The organism is Streptomyces violaceusniger Tu 4113 (genome assembly GCF_000147815.2).
In the GTDB taxonomy this organism is placed as follows: domain Bacteria; phylum Actinomycetota; class Actinomycetes; order Streptomycetales; family Streptomycetaceae; genus Streptomyces; species Streptomyces violaceusniger_A.
Genome location: NC_015957.1, coordinates 402799 through 420230 on the forward strand (window position 1 = coordinate 402799; position 17432 = coordinate 420230).

The window sequence follows — 17432 nt, forward strand, 5'->3', positions numbered from 1 at the left end:
GGGCCGACCGGCGGCCTCAGGTTCAGGCCGGTGGAAGCGCGTTCAGGGCCGTCTCGAAGGCGTCGTACGCGCGCTGGTCGAAGAGGACGAAGCGGGCCTCGGTGACCGCGGTGTCCGCATCGCGGACGGTGGTGAGCGCGATCCGGGCCGCGTCGTCGAGGGGCCAGCGGTAGACGCCGGTGGAGACGGCCGGGAAGGCGACCGTAAGGGCATTCAGCTCATCGGCGACCCGCAGTGACTCCCGGTAGCAGGAGGCGAGCGTGGCCGAGCGGTCCTCGGTCGTGGAGAAGACCGGTCCGACCGTATGGATCACCCAGCGGGCGGGCAGTCGGCCGGCCGTGGTGGCGACCGCCTGCCCGGCCGGAAGGCCCTTGCCGTAGCGGGACGCACGCAGATCGCGGCATTCATCCAGAATGTCGGACCCGCCCCGCCGATGGATTGCTCCATCTACGCCACCCCCTCCCAGCAGGGAGGAGTTGGCCGCGTTCACGACCGCGTCGACGCTCTGCTCCGTGATGTCGCCCAGCGCCAGCGTGATGTTCGTCATCTCGGGATTGTCTCCCGGGCCACCAAGTGCCGCATGACGTGCGGCATATGACAAAAGTCGGTGCCTGGAGGTCATTCCATGAAACGGCCGCCTAGCGCTAAAGTCGCCTGGCAATATCCGGTACCCGCGCTCTGGGGCCGCTGAAACCGACCAGTCGGTGTGCGTACCGGAATCCACTGCGCTCCACCGGTCGGCGGTGCGCGCCCTCGGGGGGAGGGAAGGAATCGAGCGATGTCCGTACCCGTGCCGAGGCAACGGGAGGCACCGGCCCCGCAGGCCGGTCCCGCCGCCCTGCCCGACAACGGGCTCACCCTGCTGGTGATCGAGGACGATCCGTCCGGTGCCTTCAACGTTCCCGAGATGCTGGATACCGAGGGTAACCGAGTCCGCATCCGTACGGCGCGCAATCTCACCGAGGCCAGCCGGCTGCTCACCGACGGGGTGCAGTGCATCCTCCTCGCCCTCCCGGGCCCGGGCCGCGACGGCGCGGACTCGCTGGCCGCGCTGCACGAGGTGCTGCGGCTCGCGCCCCTGCACGCCGTCCTCGTCCTGACCGCGGAGGACGACGCCGAGCGCGCCGCCGAGGCGGTGCGGGTGGGCGCCCAGGACTTCCTCTTCCGCGGCGAGCTGGACGGCCGGATCCTCAGCCGCGCCATCCGCTACGCCGTCGAGCGCAAACGCTCCGACCTCGCCCAGCGCCAGCTCACCGAGTCGCGGCTGCGCGCGCAGGAGAACGCCCGGCTGGAGCGCGGACTGCTGCCCACCCCGCTGCTGGACGGCTCGGGGCTGCGGTTCGCCGCCCGCTACCGGCCTGGCCGCAGCCGGGCCCTGCTCGGCGGCGACTTCTACGACACCGTCCGCACCCCGGACGGCACGGTCCACGCGATGATCGGCGACGTCTGCGGCCACGGCCCGGACGAGGCCGCCCTCGGCGTGGAGCTGCGCATCGCCTGGCGCGCCCTGACCTTCGCCGGGCTCTGTGGCGATCAGCTACTCGGCACCCTTCAGCAGGTGCTGGAGAACGAACGTGCCGACGATGAGATCTTCGCCACACTGTGCACGGTCGACATCGCGCCGGACGGCCGCCGGGCCGGGGTCTGCCTGGCCGGGCACCCCTCACCGCTGGCGATCCGCCCGAGCATGGCGCCCCGGCTGCTGCCCACCGACGAGAACGGCCCGGCGCTCGGCCTGCTGCCGAACGCCCGCTGGCCGCGCCGCGAGGTAGAGCTCGGCGGGGCATGGAGCCTGATGATGTACACGGACGGGCTGATCGAGGGCCGCGTCGGAGCGGGGGTGCAGCGGCTCGGCCAGGAGGGAATGGTCGAGATCGTCGCCCGCCAGGTCGCTGAGGGGCGGCGCGGCGAGGAGCTGCTGGACGCGACCGTCACCGAGGTGCGGTCGCTGAACGGCGGGGAGCTGACCGACGATCTGGCGGTGCTACTGCTGGACCGCGGCTGATCGGCCGCGGTCCGTTCCGCTGTCTGCCGCCCGGCGCCGGTGTCTGTCTCCCGGCGCTCGCTGCCTGTCGCCTGCGCCTGCTGCCGGCCGCTCGACCCGTCCCTAGCGGCCGTTGAAGGGTCCGTAAGGACCGTCGGAACTGGAGCCGCGGCCGCGCGGCCAGCGGCGGCCACCGCCGGAGACCTGCCGCAGCGCGGGCCGGACGTCGACGATGTACACGATCGTCGCGATGAGCCCGATGATCGGCAGGAAGTCCAGGATTCCCATGAAGAAGTTCACCGCGGCGGCGAGGCCAAGGATGATCAGCCAGAACGCCTTGGTCTGCTTGTCCGCCGCCCGGTACGCGTCATCCCGGCGGATCGCCGAGTCGACGAAGGCGAAGAGGCTGAAGAGGAGCAGGGCCCAGGAGACCCAGTACATCAGCTTGCCGAAGCCTTCAACCAGCACGCCATCCACCGCCTAGAAGATATGTATGGGAAGCGTCTCTGCGGGCCACCGTACCCGCACACCGGGCCGGGCACGCAGGGCGTACCCGGCGTACCCGGCCCGGTCGTGGACGTGCGCTCGTCAGCCGGCCGACTTCGGCTCCGGCCGCTTGGCAGGGGTGGCGGGCTTGTTGCCGCGCGCCGGGCCCTTCTTGGACTGGGAGGACGAAGAGGCCGGGGACGTCTGCGCGCCTGAGTGCGCAGAGGGACCGGAGTGGCCCGAGTTGCTCGACGGGGCCGGGGTGGCCGGCTTGGCCGTCGACTTCGGCGCCTCCTTGGACGAGTCCATGGCGACCGACTGCGACGGGGCCTTCGACTGGGCCGCCGCGTTGCCGTCCCGGCCCTCGTGGGGCTCGATCGCACCGGCGATGTCGACGACCTCGTCGGCCGCCTCACCGCGCCAGGTCCGCACGACCTCCTGGCCGTGCTCGGCCACCTCGTCGTACCGCTCCCGCGCCTTCACGGCGAGCTCGGCGGCCCGGCCCACACCCTGCAGGGCGAGGTCCTGGGCCGTGTCGCGCAGCCGCTTGATGTCGGTGTCGAGCGTGCCCAGCATCTCGTTGAGCTTGCCCTGGGCCTCCTTGGCCTGCTGGGAGACCCGCTCCTGCACGACCTTGGGGTCGGTGTTGCGCACCGCGTTCAGGCGCTCCGGGGCCTCGGCGACGATCTTCTCGACGAACGACGGCACCTCCTTGAGCTTCTGGGCGGCCAGATCGGCGGTGCCCGCCATGAAGTACAGCGGGGTCGGGTCGGTCAGGGTCTTGCGTACGTCGTCGGTGATGGCCATGGTGATGGTCCTCCCGGATCAGTTCGAGGGTGTGGCGACGTCGGCGCCGGTGCCGAAGGTGTCGGAGGGGTCGGAGAGGTCGTCCGAGGCGGTCTGGAGCCCGTTCTCCTTGCGGAAGGACTCGTAGATCTGGAGCAGTACCTGCTTCTGCCGCTCGTTGATCGAGGGGTCGGCGAGTATCACACTGCGCACCTCGGTCTCTTCGCGGTCCCGCTCGTCGAGAATCCCCGCCTGTACGTACAGGGTCTCGGCGGATATCCGTAGCGCCTTCGCGAGCTGCTGCAGGATCTCGGCGCTCGGCTTGCGCAGCCCGCGCTCGATCTGGCTGAGGTACGGATTGGACACCCCGGCCGCATCGGCAAGCTGCCGCAGTGAGAGCTGCGCACTGCGCCGCTGCTCGCGCAGGAACTCGCCGAGGTTGCCGACGTTGAGTGATGCCATACCTCGATGCTGCAACAGGAGTGCTAACTATTGCAAGCATTTGCTTGCAATAGTGGCGCGTGTCATGGCGGGGCCGGTGTGCCTGGGCACGCTAGGTGTCGTATTTGCAGGACATCGGCCGTGCCGACGCATCACCGCCATCAGCGGGGAAGCCGCGCTGCGGGTCGAGGAGTCCTGCTCTTCCTCATGCGGTACACCCGGTGGGCCATCGACGCGGAGACCGGAGGCGCCTTCGCTGCTGGCGGGGTCAAACGGGGCTGGTCATGGGTTGTCCACGCGCGTGGCCGTACCGGCGGCCGACGGGCCGATTTCCCGCTTGTCGAGCCGCGGTTCAGCGGGCCTTCGTTCGTCGAGCGATCAGGACCTCGATTCCGTCCAGGATCCGGGTCAGGCCGAAGTCCACGTCGTCGTCGCCGACAGCATCGTCGTATTCGTTGTGCGTCATCATGGACGCCAGAATGGGGTATCCGTGCTCATGCAGGAGCGGTTGGAGGAACCGTGTCACGGCGGCCGACTGAACCGGCGCCGCACTGCTGTTGCGCACATCGCGGCGGGCACTGGCGATGCGCCGCGCGTAGCCGTCAAGCAGCAGCGCACACCCTAGCGATTCGGCAGAGCTCAGCCCGGCGCCGGTGAGCGCTTCCAGCAGCACTTCTGTCCAGCGCAGCAGGTTCGGGGTCGCGGGCGCCCCGCGGATGGGCAGGTCGGGCAGCCATGGATGAGTGTCGCATCGCTCGATCATTGCCCTGGTCCAGGTGGCGGCCGCGGCTCGCCACTGGTCCGTGCCGGTTTCCAGGTCCGGCGCCGGGCCCCACGCGGCCTCGGCGGCGAGCACCAGCAGTTCGTCCCGCGAGCTGACGTACCGGTAGATCGCGTTGGCGGTGAGCCCCACCCGCCTGGCGATGTTCGGCATGGACAGGGCCGCGAAGCCTTCCGCGTCGGCCAGCCCGACAGCCGCTTCGACGATTCCCTCAACGCTCTGCGACGGCTTCCGGCCGAGTCGCCCCGTCTTGGCGGTCAGCCCCCAGGCCAGGGCGAGGCCAGGTGGCAGCCGCTCATCGTCACTTGTCGGCATCGGGCTCATCTCCATGCCTCGTCCACGGGGCATTGACTTTGTGGGTGCCTCACACTTTATATTAGTGTGGACCCCACACGAACTGTTTGAGGATGTGAACGTCGATGAATCCCCTAGGTCGGGATCTCTTACCAGGGCATCGCAGGTCGCAGGTCACGGTGCGGCCGCGCCTACGGGCCCTGCTGACCGCTCTGCTCTGCGGCGCCATGATCAGCGGCGCAGCCGGAAGCTCGCAGGCAGCACATCACGCCGAGGGCGGCCTAGGCGGTCCTGCCACCGTGGTCAGGACGGACGCCGGCTTGGTCGAAGGCCGCCTCGGCACGGACACCCGGATGTTCCAGGGGATCCCTTACGCCGCCCCGCCGGTCGGGCGGCTGCGCTGGGCGTCGCCCCAGCCGGCTGTGTCCTGGTCAGGCGTACGGGCCGCGACCGAACCCGGCAACCGGTGTGCACAGGCAGCAGGGCTCATCGACCAGCAGAGCAGCAGTGAGGACTGCCTCTATCTGAACGTCACCACGCCTCTGCACAGCAGCGCCCGCAATCTGCCGGTGATGGTATGGATCCACGGCAACGGCTTCATCAACGGCGCCGGGAGCCTTTACGACGCACAGCGCCTGGCCAGTACGGGCAAGGTGATCGTGGTCAGCTTCAACTACCGGCTCGGTGTCTTCGGATTCCTCGACCATCCCGCGCTCGACCACGGTCTGTCCAAGCACCTGTCGGGCAACTTCGGCCTGGAGGACCAGCAGGCCGCGTTGCGGTGGGTGAGGCGCAACGCGGCGGCATTCGGCGGCGACCCGGCGAACGTCACGCTCTTCGGCGAGTCGGCCGGCGGTACCAGCGTCTGCGCGCATCTCGTGGCGCCGGGGTCAGTGGGCCTCTTCCAAAAGGCGATCCTGCAAAGCGCCCAGTGCACGGGACGCAAATGGTCACCGGGTCCGGCGACCTGGTTCCCGCTGCCGCGCGCGGAGCGCGAGCGGCACGGGCTTGACGTGGCGGCCAAGGTCGGCTGCTCCGACCTCCGGACAGCAGCGGCCTGTCTACGCGCCGAACCCGTGGAGGAACTCGTCAAGTGGTCTGACTACGGACTCGGGTCCGGACCGGCGGTCGGCGCCGGCATACTGCCCGTCAGCCCGGAACAGGCGTTCGCCACCGGCCACTTCAAGCGGGTCCCCATCATGCAGGGAACCACCCGGGACGAACATCGCCTGTTCACCGCGGCCATCGAAGCTGTGACCGGCCAGACGACGACCGACGCCGACTACCGGCAACAGATCCGGACACTCTTCACCCCGACCGAGGCGGCCCGCGTCCTGGCCCGCTACCCCGCCGACCGCTTCCAGTCCCCTGGCGAGGCGTTGTCCGCCGTCATCAGCGACTGGGCCTGGGGGTGCACGGTCCTCGACCGGGACCGGACCCTGGACCGGCACGTGCCGACCTACGCCTACGAGTTCGACGACGACGAAGCTCCCTGGTTCAGCACCCTCAAGAAACCCAATTTCCCCACCGGGGCGTTCCACGGCAGCGAACTGCAGTATCTCTTCGACGACGAGCAGCTCCCCGGTCCGGCCACACCCGCTCAGCACCGACTCGCGGACACGATGGTGCGCTACTGGGCCCAGTTCGCCTACACGGGCGACCCGAACGGCCACGGCGCGGCGCCCTGGCCCCGATTCGGAACCGGCCAGCACGTCCAGTCGCTGCAACCGGGGAAGACGGAACCGGCCGATCTCGCCCAGGAACACCAGTGTGGCTTTTGGAAGACCATCGGCGGCTGACGGCTGCCACGGCGCCTGTCCTCACCGGGCTCGCGGCCCGTCGGTCTGGACCCGCGACCTGTCCGACAGAGGCTGTGCAAGGTGCCCCGCCCCGCGTCCAGCGAGCGGGACCAGCAGCTCCGTCCACGTACAACGGTGGGACCACAGGGAGCCCCGGCTATCGCTCATGACCCCAGGTAAGCGGCGTGCTTCCCCTCGTAGGAGCGATCTTCGAAGTTGGCGACAACTTGCCTGCAAAGAGCGCGGAACACGTCAACAACGATGGCAATTCGGCGACAGATGTCGTGCTCAGCGCTTCATGAAAGGCCAGGTCGGGATGGAAGGTCGACGACAACTACCGTGCTCGGTCTCAGCCGGGTGGTACGGCCTCCTCAGCCGGGTGGTACGGCCTCGGCGAAAAAAATCTCGTGGGGGCTGTCGATTCCGGCGGTGCCCGTTCGACGCAGGGGTGAGAGGCAGGGGAAGCGCCCGGCCTCCGTCCCGAATCCCGCTTCGTATGTCGAATGAGGAGTCACCATGCCGCGCTATCTGTCGATGATCCGCGTCGATGAGCAGAACGCCCCCGCCGAGGGCCCCAGCCCCGAGCTCATGGAGCGGATGGGTGCGCTGATCGAGGAGATGACCAAGGCCGGGGTCATGCTGGACACGGCCGGGCTCGCCCCGACCTCCGAGGGCACCCGGGTCACCTGGTCCGGCGGGAAGATGAGCTGCACCGACGGCCCCTTCACCGAGAGCAAGGAGGTCATCGGCGGCTACTCCATCGTCGAGGCCAAGGACAAGGCCGAGGCCGTGGAGTGGACCAAGCGGTTCCTGCGGACCCATGAGGAGTTCTGGACCATCACCGTCGAGGTCCGCGAGATCGTCGCGGGCTGAGCCGGCGGTGCTTGCTCCGTCCCCGTACGGCTGCTCTGATAGGGGCCGTGACGGCAGCAAGCCCGGCCGATGCGGCGAAAGCGGATGGAGCGGGGGGAACCGCCGAAATCGCCGAGACGGTCGAAACGGTCTTCAGGATCGAGTCCGCGCGGATCATCGCAGGCGTCGCCCGCATCGTGCGGGACGTCGGGCTGGCCGAGGAACTCGCGCAGGACGCCCTGGTCACCGCGCTGGAGCGGTGGCCGGAGTCGGGAGTGCCGGACAATCCGGGCGCCTGGCTCATGGCCACCGCCAAGCACCGTGCGATCGATCTCGTACGCCGTAAGGAGACCTACGCGCGCAAGCTGGCGGAGGTCGGGCGGGCCCTGGAGGACGTCTCGCCGCCCGATCCGGCGGATCTCGCCCGGACCGCCGAGGACATCGACGACGATCTGCTGCGGCTGATCTTCACCGCCTGCCATCCCGTGCTGTCCACCCAGGCCCGGGTCGCGCTCACCCTGCGGCTGCTGGGCGGGCTGACGACGGAGGAGATCGCCCGCGCGTTCCTGGTCCCGGAGCCCACGGTCGCCCAGCGCATCGTCCGGGCCAAACGGACGCTCGCCCAGGCCGACGTCCCGTTCGAAGTGCCGTACGGCGACGACCGGACCGCCCGGCTCTCCTCGGTTCTGGAGGTCATCTACCTCGTGTTCAACGAGGGCTACTCCGCGACCACGGGCGACGATCTGGTGCGCCCGGCTCTGTGCGAGGACGCGCTGCGGCTGGTGCGGGTTCTGGCCGGACTGCTGCCCCAGGAGCCCGAAGTGCAGGGACTGGCCGCACTGCTGGAGTTCCAGTCCTCCCGTATCGCGGCGCGCACCGGCCCAGGCGGTGAGCCGGTGCTGCTCGCCGATCAGAACCGCACCAAGTGGAACCGGCTGCTCATCCGCCGGGGCGTCGATGCCCTGCAGCGCGCGGGCCATGGCCCGTACTCCCTCCAGGCCGCCATCGCCGCCTGCCACGCACGGGCGATCCGCTACGAGGACACCGACTGGACGGCCATCGCCGCCCTCTACGGCCGGCTGATGGCGCTGGCCCCTTCCCCGGTGGTGGAGCTCAACCGGGCGGTCGCCGTCGCGATGGCGGAGGGGCCCGCGGCGGGTCTGAAGCTGGTCGAGGCGCTGGCGGAGGAACCGGCCCTCAAGGACTACCACCTGCTGCCGAGCGTCCGCGGGGATCTGCTGGAGCGCCTGGGCCGGCATGAAGAGGCCCGGGCGGAGTTCGCCCGGGCGGCGGCCCTTACCCGTAACGCACGTGAGCGGGCGCTGCTGCTGGAGCGGTCCTCGGGCTGATCCAATCTTGTGGTCGGGGCGAAAAGGTGCGCATGCTGCCCCATGAACTCATCCTCCGCATCCTCCTCAGCTCCGTCCTTGTTCTCCCGCCTCTCGTCACCGGCCGATCGGCTCGGCTTCGGCGCGATGCAGTTGCCGGGGCGATGGGCCGGTCCCGCCGTCGAGCGTGCGACGGCCGTGGCGGTCGCACGGCGGGCCGTGGAGCTGGGCGCCCGTCATATCGACACCGCCGCCTTCTACTTCTCCGCCACCGAGCGGGCCAACGACATCCTGCGCGAGGCCCTGCACCCGTACCCCGACGTCACCATCGCCACCAAGGTCGGGCCGCTGCGCACCGCGACCGGCGAGATGTACGCGGAGGCGCGGCCGGAGCAGCTGCGGGGTCTGGTCGAGGAGAACCTGCGGCAGCTCGGCATCGACGCGCTCGACCTGGTCTACCTGCGGGTGGGGCGGCTCAAGGCGGTGGGCGCGGTGCCGCTGGGGGAGCGGTTCGCCGTGCTGGCCGCACTGCGGGAGGAAGGGCTGGTGCGGCGGCTCGGGGTGAGCAATGTGAGCGCCGAGCAGTTGGCCGAGGCCCGCGCGATCGCGCCCGTCGAGGCGGTGCAGAACCGGTTCGGGGTGCTCGATCAGGCCGATGGGGCGCTGGTGGACGAGTGCGCCGGGGCCGGGATCGCCTATATGCCGTTCTTCGCGCTGGGCGGCGGCCACACCGACCTGGAGAGCGGGAACCTGCGGACGGTCGCGGAACGGCACGGCGCGACCGCGCATCAGATCGCCCTCGCCTGGGGGCTCGCCCGCTCGCCCGCGATCGTCCAGATCCCCGGCACCAGCTCACTAACCCACCTCGAGGAGAACATGGCGGCGGCGCGGATCGCCCTCGACGAGGACGACCTGGCGCTGCTGGAGCCGGTGGCGGACTGACGCCGGGCCGGGCGGGCTGAGGCCGGGCCGGGCGGGCTGAGGCCGGGCCGGGCGGGGCGGGCTGAGGCTGGACCGGGCCGGGCCGGGTCCGGATCTGGGCGCGGCGCCGTTGTCGTACCCCCGTGGTCGAATGAACGGCACGCGGGCGCAGGGTGTGCTGACGGCGGGAGGCGGCGGATGTCCGGTGGGGCGAGCGGGGTGCGGGTGCGGCTCGAGCCATGGGAGGACAGCGCGTCCTGCCTCGAGCTGCTGCGTGGCGTCAACAGTCCGCAGATGACGAGCCACCTGGGCGGACCGGAGAGCGAGGAGCAGATCCTGGTCCGCCATCGGCGGTATGCGGAGCTGACGGGTCCGGGCGCCGGGCGGATGTACCGGATCGTGCTGCTGCCGGAGGAGGAGACGGTCGGCAGCATCGGGTACTGGGAGCGGGAGCGGCGGGGCGAGTCGGTGTACGAGACCGGCTGGGCCGTGCTGCCGCCGTTCCAGGGGCGGGGGATCGCCGCCGCGGCCGCGGGGGAGGTCGCCCGGGCGGCCGCGGCCCAGCGGACCCATCGGTATCTGCACGCATATCCGTCCGTCGGCCACCCCGCGTCGAACGGGGTGTGCCGCAAGGCGGGGTTCACCCTGGCCGGCGAGTGCGAGGTCGAGTACCCGCTGGGGACGATGATGCGGTGCAACGACTGGCGGCTGGAGTTGAGCTTCCCCGCTTAGTCGCTCAAGGCACCCTGGGGGCGCTGGGCATGGGGCCGTGCGTAGTGCACGGAGAGACCGGTCCGGCCCGGCAGCACATCGGGCCGGAGCACCAGGCGCTCGTCGTAGTCCCCGCCGTTCTGGCGGCGGAACGGGATCGGCTCCTCCGTCGGCAGGGTGGCCAGCCGCTTCCGCAGCGCGGCGGCATGGGCGTCGTACACCTCGTCCGGTACCCGGTCCGCGCCGTAGACCACATGCGGCGGCAGCACGGACATCCCGCTGTACCAGAAGGTGCCGTGGTGCAGCGGGAACAGCAGATCGCCGATGTCGCCGTTGACACCGCGCGGCCCCATGGTGTCCTCGGGCGCCCCCGCGGTCAGGATCACCATGGCGCGCTTACCGGCCAGCTTGCCGTCCCCGTAGCGCAGGGTGCGTCCGTCGGGCCCGGTGACTCCGTAGGCGAAGCCCTTGACGAAGACGCGGTCGAACCAGCCCTTGAGGATGGCGGGCATGCCGTACCACCAGAGCGGGAACTGCACGATCAGCGCGTCGGCCCAGGCGATCTTCTCCTGTTCGGCGCGGATGTCCTCGCTCAGCGTCCCCGCGTCATAGGCACGCCGCGAGGCGGCCCCGACGACGAGGCGTTCGCTCGCGTCATGGCGGAAGTCGGCGCCGTCGACCACGGGGTTCCAGCGCATCGCGTAGAGATCGGACAGCCGGTGGTCATGGCCAGCCTCCCGCAGGGCGCGCAGACCTTCGTCGCGCAATGCCCCGCTGAGGGAACGCTGTTCGGGGTGGGCGAAAATCCACAGCACATTCATGACCACCATGCTGGAAAACGGGCCCCGGGACCGACGAGTGGCCGGATGGCCAGGATGTGCAAATATCTGGCCAGGGCCCGATGGCCAGGGCCCGACGGCCAGGGCCCGATGGCCAGGCCCGACGGCCAGGGCCCGACGGCCAGGGCCCGACGGCCAGGGCCCGACGGCCAGCAGCCGGCGGCCAATGCGGCGCAGGTGCGGGGCTGCAGGGCCCAGACGGTCAGCTCCGCGCGCTGACCAGCGCCTCCACCCCGTCGAGAATCCGTTCCAGGCCGAAGACGAACTCGTCGTCCGGGCCGCCCGGTGCGCCGAACTCTCCCGTCCGCAGCGCCGCCGTCACCGCGGGGAAGCGCTCGGCGTCGGTCACCCTCTCCAGCAGCCGGGCCCAGGCCGCCATCGAGGTTTCGAGGCTGTCTCCGGTGCGTCGGTTGGCTGCCTGGAGGTCGGTGGTCAGCCGTGCCTCGTTGCGGACGAAGCCGCTGACCAGCATCAGTACGGAGACCTTCTCGCCCTCGCTGAGGCTGGTGCGGCGCAGGCAGGCCAGTCCGCGCTCCATCCAGGCCACCGAGTTGGGTGTCGAGGGCGGGGTGCTGATCGGGATCCGCACCACCCAGGGGTGACGGGCGAGGGCGGTGCGCAGCCCCCAGGCCCAGTCGGTGAACCCGGCTCGCCAGTCCTCCGCCGGGTCGCCGGGCGGCGTGGGGCCGTAGGCCGCGTCCTCCATCAGCACCAGCAGTTCGTCCTTGGCCGAGACATAGCGGTACAGGGACATCGTGGAGACACCGAGTTCGGCCGCGACCCGGCTCATGGAGACCGCGCCGAGGCCGTCCGCCGAGGCGATCCCGACGGCGGCGTCGACGATCCGGCCCAGGGTCAGCCCGGGGCGGGGCCCCTTGCCCGGGCGTTCCCGCAGCCCCCAGGCGGCCTCGATGCTCGCCGGCAGGCCGGTGCCGTTCTCCTCGGTGGCCATGGCTCGGGACCTCCATGCGTGCGTGTGCTCATGTCCGCTCGGTTGACCGCCATCCTAGAGATGTGTATACCCTACGCAGTAGAGCGTATAGCATACGCAGAAGAGGGAACGGGGGGAAACCATGGCCCATCAACCAGCCGCCATCGAGGCAAGCGGCCTCGAGAAGTCCTACGGGGCGGTGACGGTGCTCCGGGGCGTCGACCTGTCGGTCGCACGCGGCAGCGTCTTCGCGCTGCTCGGCCCGAACGGGGCGGGCAAGACCACGACCGTGCGGATCCTGTCCACGCTGACGCCGCCGGACGCCGGGCGGGCCCGCGTCGCGGGCTTCGACGTCGTCACCGACCGCCGCCGCGTCCGCCGCGCCATCAGCCTCACCGGTCAGTACGCCGCGGTCGACGAGATGCAGACCGGCGAGGAGAACCTGCTGATGATGGGGCGGCTGAGCCGGCTCGGCCGCACCGAGGCCCGTAGCCGTGCACGGGAACTGCTGGAGCGCTTCGACCTCACCGGCGCCGCCCGCCGCACCGTGGGCACCTACTCCGGCGGGATGCGCCGCCGGCTCGACCTCGCCGCGGGCCTGGTCGGCCACCCCGAGGTGATCTTCCTCGACGAGCCGACCACCGGCCTCGACCCGCGCAGCCGGCAGGCCATGTGGGACGTGGTCAAGGGGCTGGTGACGGACGGGGTGACGGTCTTCCTCACCACCCAGTACCTGGACGAGGCCGACCAACTCGCCGATCGCATCGCCGTGGTGGACGGCGGCCGGGTGGTGGCCGAGGGCACCTCGGCCGAACTCAAGGAGCGCATCGCCGGGCGGCGGCTGGACCTGGTGCTCTGCGACGTCGCCGCGTACGAGAGGGCCGCGCGCCAACTGGGCGTACGGCTCGTATGGAGCGACGCCGACCGGTTGACGCTCGGCGTCGCCACGGACGGCAGCGCCGCCCATGTGCGGGCCCTGCTCGACGAGATCGACCCCGAGCGCCGCGCCGTGGACCGCTTCACCGTGCGCAGCGCCACGCTCGACGACGTCTTCATGGCCCTGACCGGCCACACCGCGGAGGGCGAGAGCCGTACCGCGGAGGGCGACCGCCGCAACGCCACGGGCGAGAAGGAGACGGCCGGTGTCTGACGCGATCGTTCTGACCGGCCGCGTGACCCGGCTGACCAGGCGCAATCTCGACGCGGTCGTCACCGCCATGCTGCTGCCGATCATGCTGATGCTGGTCTTCGTCTACTTCTTCGGCGGCGCCATCCAGACCGGCACCGAGTACGTCACCTATGTCGTCCCCGGGGTGATGCTGCTGTGCGCGGGCTTCGGCTCGGCCAACACGGCGGTCACTGTCACCCATGACATGACCGGCGGCATCATCGACCGCTTCCGGTCGCTGGACATCGGCGGCACCCCGATCCTGGCGGGCCATGTGGCCGCGAGCGTGCTGCGCAACGTGGTCGCGACCGCGATCGTCTTCGGGGTGGCGTTCCTCATCGGCTTCCGGCCGGACGCCGGACCGCTCGACTGGCTGGCCGTGGCGGGCATCCTGCTGATGTTCATCCTCGCGATCTCCTGGCTGTCGGCCTGCTTCGGCCTGATCGCCAGGTCACCGGAGGCGGCGGGCGGATTCTCCTTCCTGATGATGTTCCTGCCGTATCCCAGCAGCGCGTTCGTGCCGATCGACACCATGCCGGGCTGGCTGCACGGGTTCGCGGAGCACCAGCCGGTGACCCCGGTCATCGAGGCGCTGCGGGGGCTGCTGCTGGACCGGCCGGTCGGCGACAGCGCCTGGCAGGCCCTGGTCTGGTGCGGCGGAATCCTGGCGGTGGCGGCCGGGCTGTCGGGCGTGCTCTTCCGCCGCCGCACCGTCTGAGCCACGGCTCGTCTGAGCCACGGCCCGGCGGCGCCGCGACGGGGGTCGGCGCCGCCGGTGCCGTCAGGTGCCGTACGGGTGGGTGGTGCGGGCCGTGCGCAGGGCCCGTGCCCACCAGGCGAGCTGGTTGAGCATCGCCCCGGCGGCGGTGTCCGGACCCTCGGAGTCCGTCAGCCGGCCGTCCTCCTCGAAGAGCCCGTGCGCGTTGTGGAAGCTGACCGTGTCCCGGACGGTCACGGCGTGGACCTCGGCGAAGACCGGCCGCAGATGCTCGACCGCGCGCAGGCCCCCGGAGATGCCGCCGTAGGAGACGAAGCCGATCGGCTTGGCCTGCCACTGGGTGAAGTGCCAGTCGATCGCGTTCTTCAGGGAGGCGGGGTAGCTGTGGTTGTACTCGGGCGTGACCACGGCGAACGCGTCGGCCGCGTCCAGCCTAGGCGTCACGGCCTCCAGGGCCGCGAGGTCATCGGGGCCGGGCCGGTGGGTGAGATCCATGGGCAGCGGGGTCTCGGCGAGGTCGACGACATCGACGGTCATATCGGAGCGGAGCGTCGCATGGCCGGCGAACCACTCCGCGACCTTCGGCCCGAAGCGGCCGTCGCGGGTGCTGCCGACGATGACGGCGAGCCGGATGGGGGAATCGGTGTCGGTAGGGGCTGCGGCCGTGGATACGGCGGTGTCAGTAGCCATGGGAAGAGCCTCGGACTTAAACAAAGGTTGAAGTCAAGCTACTCTCGGCCCTATGACGCAATTGACCTGGAAGACCCATGAGCTCACGGTCGGCGAGCTCTCGCAGCGGAGCGGAGTGCCCGCCTCCGCGCTGCGCTTCTATGAGCGCGAGGGGTTGATCCACAGCCGCCGCACCTCCGGCAATCAGCGCCGCTACACCCGCGATACGCTTCGCCGGGTCGCCTTCGTCCGCTCCTCGCAGCGCGTCGGCATCCCGCTGGGGAGAATCCGGGAGGTGCTCGCGCTCTTCCCCGAGGACCATGTCCTCACCAAGGACGACTGGGCCCGGATCTCGGAGTGCTGGCACGCGGACATCACCGAGCGCATCGAGCAGCTTGAGAACCTCCGCGACCACCTCACCGACTGCATCGGCTGCGGCTGTCTGTCGATCGACAAATGCGCGCTGGCCAACCCCTACGACAGCCTCGGTGAGCAGGGCGCGGGCGCGCGCCGACTGCTCAAGTCCTGCTGCTGAGCGTCGACCGCCCAGTGTCGACCGCCCAGCGCCGATCGGGCGGGTGCCGATCGGGCGGGTGCCGATCGGGTGGGCGCCTGCCACCGGGCCCGGACATTCCCCGCCCACCTCAGAAGCTATCGGGGCACCACGGGCGGCGCGGCGTCCGGAGCAGTCGGTCCGCCAGGGCCGCGGTGCCCGGGTGCTCCTCGGCGATCCGGCCCAGCGAGGCGAGCCGGACCGCCGACTCGTCGCCCAGCCACAGGGTGCCCAACTCGCCGATGTCCATGGTCAGATCGGCCGGGCGGCCCGTGGTCGCACACGCCGCGCCGTCGGGGCCCGCCTCCAGGAAATAGCGGCCACCGGCCAGCCCGGCGCTGTCGTGCAGCTCGAGCACCAGCGAGCCCTCGACCGGGTACGTACGGGTCTCCAGAAGCTGGGGAACATCCAGCGGGCGCAGCCACAGCCAGTCGGCGTGCTGGGTGACCTGGGCGGCGCGGGGGTCGCCGAGCAGCAGCGGGAGCAGATCGTCCGGGGCGCGTCGGCCGGTGTTGACCCGGGTCACCCAGTCGACCGAGAGCAGGAAGTGCCACAGCGCCCGCTCGGCGGCCGGGGTGGCTCCTATCAGCTCGAGCACGGTGGCCGTGTTGTGCGGACGCTTGTTGCCCTCCCAGCGGTCGTCCGCCGTATAGGCGAGCAGTCCGTCCACCGAGCCGTCGGGGGAGCGGTGGAGGACATAGAACGGCTCGGTCCAGGGGCGGTTGGGGAACCGCCGCTGACCGGTGCTGATCCGCCACCAGCTCTCCGGGCGGTCGATGACGCCGTGCTGCTGGGTGCGCAGCCGCTCATGCAATGCGGGGCCCAGCTTCCGCACCTCGTCGGCGTCGGCGAAGTCGACCCGGCCGCCGTCCACCGGAGCCGAGTGGCGCGGGTCGAGACCGGCGCGGGGAACGTCCACCTGCCATTCGGTGATCCAGGTGCCCGGGCCGAAGCCGTACCGCCCATAGATCGGGTACTCGGCCGCGATCAGGGTGGCCACCGCGTCGCCCCGCTCCTTGGCGGCGCGCAGATCGTGCTCCATCATCCGGCTGAGCAGCCCCCGGCGGCGGTGGGTGGGCGACACCGCGACATTGCTGACCGCGTCGGCGGGCACGTCCGCCCCGCCGACCGCGGTCAGCCGCTGGGCGAAGCTGCGGAAGGTGGCGACGCAGCGCTCCCCGTCGAAGACCCCCTGCGTACGGGAGAGGTCCATCTGCTCCCGACGCAGCTCCACCTCCTCCTTCGGCGCCTCCGGCGGACGCAGAAAGCCGGTGTTGAGCGCGATGGTCCAGTTGGTCAGATCGGAATCGGAGAGCGAGGTGCGGAGTTCGACGGCCATGCGCACACGCTAGGCGTCCGCCGCCACCGGCCGCACGCCGATTTCCCCAGCCTGTGGACCAGGTCCTTTCATCACACCGCACCCTGTGGACGGCTCGGCGAGCACCTGGCGGACGGCTCCCCGAGTTCCCCGCGAACGGCTCCCCGAGCACCCTCCGAGCACCGCCGACGCCTACGCCAGCAGGTCGTCCACCTGCGCCTCTCCCTCGCGGTACCGGCGGGCGATCTCCGCACTGCAGCCGTCCGCCGTCCGCTGCAGCTCCTGCCGCCGCCGCGACACCTGCTGCTCACGGCCGACGAGGCGGGTCATCGCGCCGCACAGCTCCTCGTCCGTACGGGCCCGCAGATCGGAGAGGCCGACCTCGGCCAGCATCTCCTCGGCCAGCCGCTCGTACTCGGCGCCCTGTGGCGTCCCGAGCGTGACATGACGGGCCGAGGAGCGGTGCCGTGAGGGGAGGTCCGCGAGGATCTCCGGCAGCCGGTCCACCAGTGCGGCGGGCGGCTGTGCCGCGGCCGCCGCGGGCGCCGGATCACGGCGATGGCCCAGCTCCGCGCGGAGGATGTCGATCCGGCCCTGCAGCAGTCTGCGCAGATAGCTCAGATCCGCCTCCTCGCCCTGTGCCGCGCGGCGCAGCGCCCGCAGCTCCGGCAGCCGCAGCGTGTGCAGAGCGCTCGCCGCCGCGGATGTGGGAGCCACGGTCGGCGCCGTCACGGCGGCGGAATCGGCCAGCCGCCCGCCGCGCTGACTCGGCGGCCGTGGTGGCAGCAGGCCCTCGGTGGCCATGGGCTGGCCGGTGCCCGGTGTGGTCATTGGTGTCCGTCCCCTCCAGCGA

General features: G+C 71.0%; 19 protein-coding genes. 9 read left to right on the forward strand and 10 right to left on the reverse strand.

Features of this window, described 5'->3' with window-relative positions; translation table 11 throughout:
- Positions 1 to 22: 22 nt before the first annotated feature.
- On the reverse strand, positions 23 to 547 hold the full coding sequence (locus STRVI_RS01810; RefSeq protein WP_014053904.1) for an O-acetyl-ADP-ribose deacetylase: 525 nt from the start codon (positions 545 to 547) through the stop codon (positions 23 to 25).
- Positions 548 to 778: 231 nt separating this feature from the next.
- On the opposite strand from STRVI_RS01810, the gene STRVI_RS01815 reads away from it, so the two are divergent.
- Positions 779 to 2005 carry a PP2C family protein-serine/threonine phosphatase gene (locus STRVI_RS01815; protein WP_014053905.1) on the forward strand — a complete coding sequence of 409 codons (1227 nt, stop codon included), beginning with the start codon at positions 779 to 781 and terminating at the stop codon, positions 2003 to 2005.
- A 102-nt stretch (positions 2006 to 2107) separates the two neighbouring features.
- On the opposite strand, the gene STRVI_RS01820 is transcribed toward STRVI_RS01815, so the two are convergent.
- The 4 genes from STRVI_RS01820 to STRVI_RS01835 form a co-directional block, all read right to left on the reverse strand.
- A complete protein-coding gene (locus STRVI_RS01820) occupies positions 2108 to 2452 on the reverse strand; it encodes a DUF2516 family protein (protein ID WP_014053906.1) in 345 nt (114 codons plus the stop codon).
- A gap of 120 nt (positions 2453 to 2572) precedes the next feature.
- Positions 2573 to 3277, reverse strand: a complete 705-nt coding sequence (locus tag STRVI_RS01825) for a hypothetical protein (protein ID WP_014053907.1) — start codon at positions 3275 to 3277, stop codon at positions 2573 to 2575.
- Positions 3278 to 3295: 18 nt separating this feature from the next.
- Complete coding sequence (locus STRVI_RS01830; protein ID WP_014053908.1) at positions 3296 to 3718, reverse strand: helix-turn-helix domain-containing protein; 423 nt, start codon at positions 3716 to 3718, stop codon at positions 3296 to 3298.
- 331 nt (positions 3719 to 4049) lie between these two features.
- Complete coding sequence (locus STRVI_RS01835; RefSeq protein WP_251982539.1) at positions 4050 to 4808, reverse strand: TetR/AcrR family transcriptional regulator; 759 nt, start codon at positions 4806 to 4808, stop codon at positions 4050 to 4052.
- Between the two features lie 191 nt (positions 4809 to 4999).
- Here STRVI_RS01835 and STRVI_RS01840 point away from each other — a divergent pair, with 191 nt between their 5' ends.
- The 5 genes from STRVI_RS01840 to STRVI_RS01860 all read left to right on the forward strand — a co-directional run bounded on the left by STRVI_RS01840 (position 5000) and on the right by STRVI_RS01860 (position 10404).
- On the forward strand, positions 5000 to 6571 hold the full coding sequence (locus STRVI_RS01840; protein ID WP_063644355.1) for a carboxylesterase/lipase family protein: 1572 nt from the start codon (positions 5000 to 5002) through the stop codon (positions 6569 to 6571).
- A 516-nt stretch (positions 6572 to 7087) separates the two neighbouring features.
- The gene (locus STRVI_RS01845; protein ID WP_014053911.1) at positions 7088 to 7444 is read left to right on the forward strand and encodes a YciI family protein; all 357 of its coding nucleotides are present in this window, start codon (positions 7088 to 7090) and stop codon (positions 7442 to 7444) included.
- 47 nt (positions 7445 to 7491) lie between these two features.
- On the forward strand, positions 7492 to 8772 hold the full coding sequence (locus STRVI_RS01850; protein ID WP_014053912.1) for an RNA polymerase sigma factor: 1281 nt from the start codon (positions 7492 to 7494) through the stop codon (positions 8770 to 8772).
- 42 nt (positions 8773 to 8814) lie between these two features.
- Positions 8815 to 9693: an aldo/keto reductase gene (locus tag STRVI_RS01855; RefSeq protein WP_014053913.1), complete on the forward strand. Its 879-nt coding sequence runs from the start codon at positions 8815 to 8817 to the stop codon at positions 9691 to 9693.
- Positions 9694 to 9870: 177 nt separating this feature from the next.
- Entirely contained in the window at positions 9871 to 10404 is a 534-nt protein-coding gene (locus tag STRVI_RS01860) for a GNAT family N-acetyltransferase (RefSeq protein ID WP_014053914.1), read from the forward strand.
- Here STRVI_RS01860 and STRVI_RS01865 read toward each other — a convergent pair.
- Together STRVI_RS01865 and STRVI_RS01870 are read right to left on the reverse strand one after the other, a co-directional pair.
- Positions 10401 to 11204: an NAD(P)H-dependent oxidoreductase gene (locus tag STRVI_RS01865; protein ID WP_043235264.1), complete on the reverse strand. Its 804-nt coding sequence runs from the start codon at positions 11202 to 11204 to the stop codon at positions 10401 to 10403. The two genes, STRVI_RS01860 and STRVI_RS01865, sit on opposite strands and share 4 nt — an antisense overlap.
- A 220-nt stretch (positions 11205 to 11424) precedes the next feature.
- Positions 11425 to 12174 carry a TetR/AcrR family transcriptional regulator gene (locus tag STRVI_RS01870; protein WP_014053916.1) on the reverse strand — a complete coding sequence of 250 codons (750 nt, stop codon included), beginning with the start codon at positions 12172 to 12174 and terminating at the stop codon, positions 11425 to 11427.
- Between the two features lie 121 nt (positions 12175 to 12295).
- On the opposite strand from STRVI_RS01870, the gene STRVI_RS01875 reads away from it, so the two are divergent.
- On the forward strand, positions 12296 to 13303 hold the full coding sequence (locus STRVI_RS01875) for an ATP-binding cassette domain-containing protein (protein ID WP_014053917.1): 1008 nt from the start codon (positions 12296 to 12298) through the stop codon (positions 13301 to 13303).
- Positions 13296 to 14039, forward strand: a complete 744-nt coding sequence (locus tag STRVI_RS01880) for an ABC transporter permease (protein WP_014053918.1) — start codon at positions 13296 to 13298, stop codon at positions 14037 to 14039. Before STRVI_RS01875 ends, STRVI_RS01880 begins: the two co-directional genes overlap by 8 nt.
- Positions 14040 to 14102: 63 nt before the next feature.
- Here the strand turns inward: STRVI_RS01880 and STRVI_RS01885 are convergent, their stop codons facing one another.
- Positions 14103 to 14729 (reverse strand): NADPH-dependent FMN reductase, encoded by a 627-nt coding sequence (locus tag STRVI_RS01885; RefSeq protein ID WP_014053919.1) that lies wholly within the window; start codon positions 14727 to 14729, stop codon positions 14103 to 14105.
- A gap of 52 nt (positions 14730 to 14781) precedes the next feature.
- Between STRVI_RS01885 and soxR the strand changes: the two genes are divergently transcribed.
- The gene (gene soxR, locus STRVI_RS01890) at positions 14782 to 15243 is read left to right on the forward strand and encodes a redox-sensitive transcriptional activator SoxR (RefSeq protein ID WP_014053920.1); all 462 of its coding nucleotides are present in this window, start codon (positions 14782 to 14784) and stop codon (positions 15241 to 15243) included.
- 109 nt (positions 15244 to 15352) lie between these two features.
- Here soxR and STRVI_RS01895 read toward each other — a convergent pair whose 3' ends face one another.
- Positions 15353 to 16600: a GNAT family N-acetyltransferase gene (locus STRVI_RS01895; protein WP_014053921.1), complete on the reverse strand. Its 1248-nt coding sequence runs from the start codon at positions 16598 to 16600 to the stop codon at positions 15353 to 15355.
- A gap of 171 nt (positions 16601 to 16771) precedes the next feature.
- Positions 16772 to 17410 carry an RsiG family protein gene (locus STRVI_RS01900; RefSeq protein WP_014053922.1) on the reverse strand — a complete coding sequence of 213 codons (639 nt, stop codon included), beginning with the start codon at positions 17408 to 17410 and terminating at the stop codon, positions 16772 to 16774.
- Positions 17411 to 17432 lie beyond the last annotated feature (22 nt).

Bases quoted from the DNA above. Each gene is read 5' to 3' on its own strand.
- STRVI_RS01870 (WP_014053916.1), bottom strand. From the start codon at position 12,174: ATGGCCACCGAGGAGAACGGCACCGGCCTGCCGGCGAGCATCGAGGCC.
- STRVI_RS01810 (WP_014053904.1), bottom strand. From the start codon at position 547: ATGACGAACATCACGCTGGCGCTGGGCGACATCACGGAGCAGAGCGTC.
- STRVI_RS01885 (WP_014053919.1), bottom strand. From the start codon at position 14,729: ATGGCTACTGACACCGCCGTATCCACGGCCGCAGCCCCTACCGACACC.
- soxR (WP_014053920.1), top strand. From the start codon at position 14,782: ATGACGCAATTGACCTGGAAGACCCATGAGCTCACGGTCGGCGAGCTC.
- STRVI_RS01835 (WP_251982539.1), bottom strand. From the start codon at position 4,808: ATGGAGATGAGCCCGATGCCGACAAGTGACGATGAGCGGCTGCCACCT.
- STRVI_RS01815 (WP_014053905.1), top strand. From the start codon at position 779: ATGTCCGTACCCGTGCCGAGGCAACGGGAGGCACCGGCCCCGCAGGCC.
- STRVI_RS01895 (WP_014053921.1), bottom strand. From the start codon at position 16,600: ATGGCCGTCGAACTCCGCACCTCGCTCTCCGATTCCGATCTGACCAAC.
- STRVI_RS01840 (WP_063644355.1), top strand. From the start codon at position 5,000: ATGATCAGCGGCGCAGCCGGAAGCTCGCAGGCAGCACATCACGCCGAG.
- STRVI_RS01825 (WP_014053907.1), bottom strand. From the start codon at position 3,277: ATGGCCATCACCGACGACGTACGCAAGACCCTGACCGACCCGACCCCG.
- STRVI_RS01865 (WP_043235264.1), bottom strand. From the start codon at position 11,204: ATGAATGTGCTGTGGATTTTCGCCCACCCCGAACAGCGTTCCCTCAGC.
- STRVI_RS01900 (WP_014053922.1), bottom strand. From the start codon at position 17,410: ATGACCACACCGGGCACCGGCCAGCCCATGGCCACCGAGGGCCTGCTG.
- STRVI_RS01830 (WP_014053908.1), bottom strand. From the start codon at position 3,718: ATGGCATCACTCAACGTCGGCAACCTCGGCGAGTTCCTGCGCGAGCAG.
- STRVI_RS01875 (WP_014053917.1), top strand. From the start codon at position 12,296: ATGGCCCATCAACCAGCCGCCATCGAGGCAAGCGGCCTCGAGAAGTCC.
- STRVI_RS01860 (WP_014053914.1), top strand. From the start codon at position 9,871: ATGTCCGGTGGGGCGAGCGGGGTGCGGGTGCGGCTCGAGCCATGGGAG.
- STRVI_RS01845 (WP_014053911.1), top strand. From the start codon at position 7,088: ATGCCGCGCTATCTGTCGATGATCCGCGTCGATGAGCAGAACGCCCCC.
- STRVI_RS01855 (WP_014053913.1), top strand. From the start codon at position 8,815: ATGAACTCATCCTCCGCATCCTCCTCAGCTCCGTCCTTGTTCTCCCGC.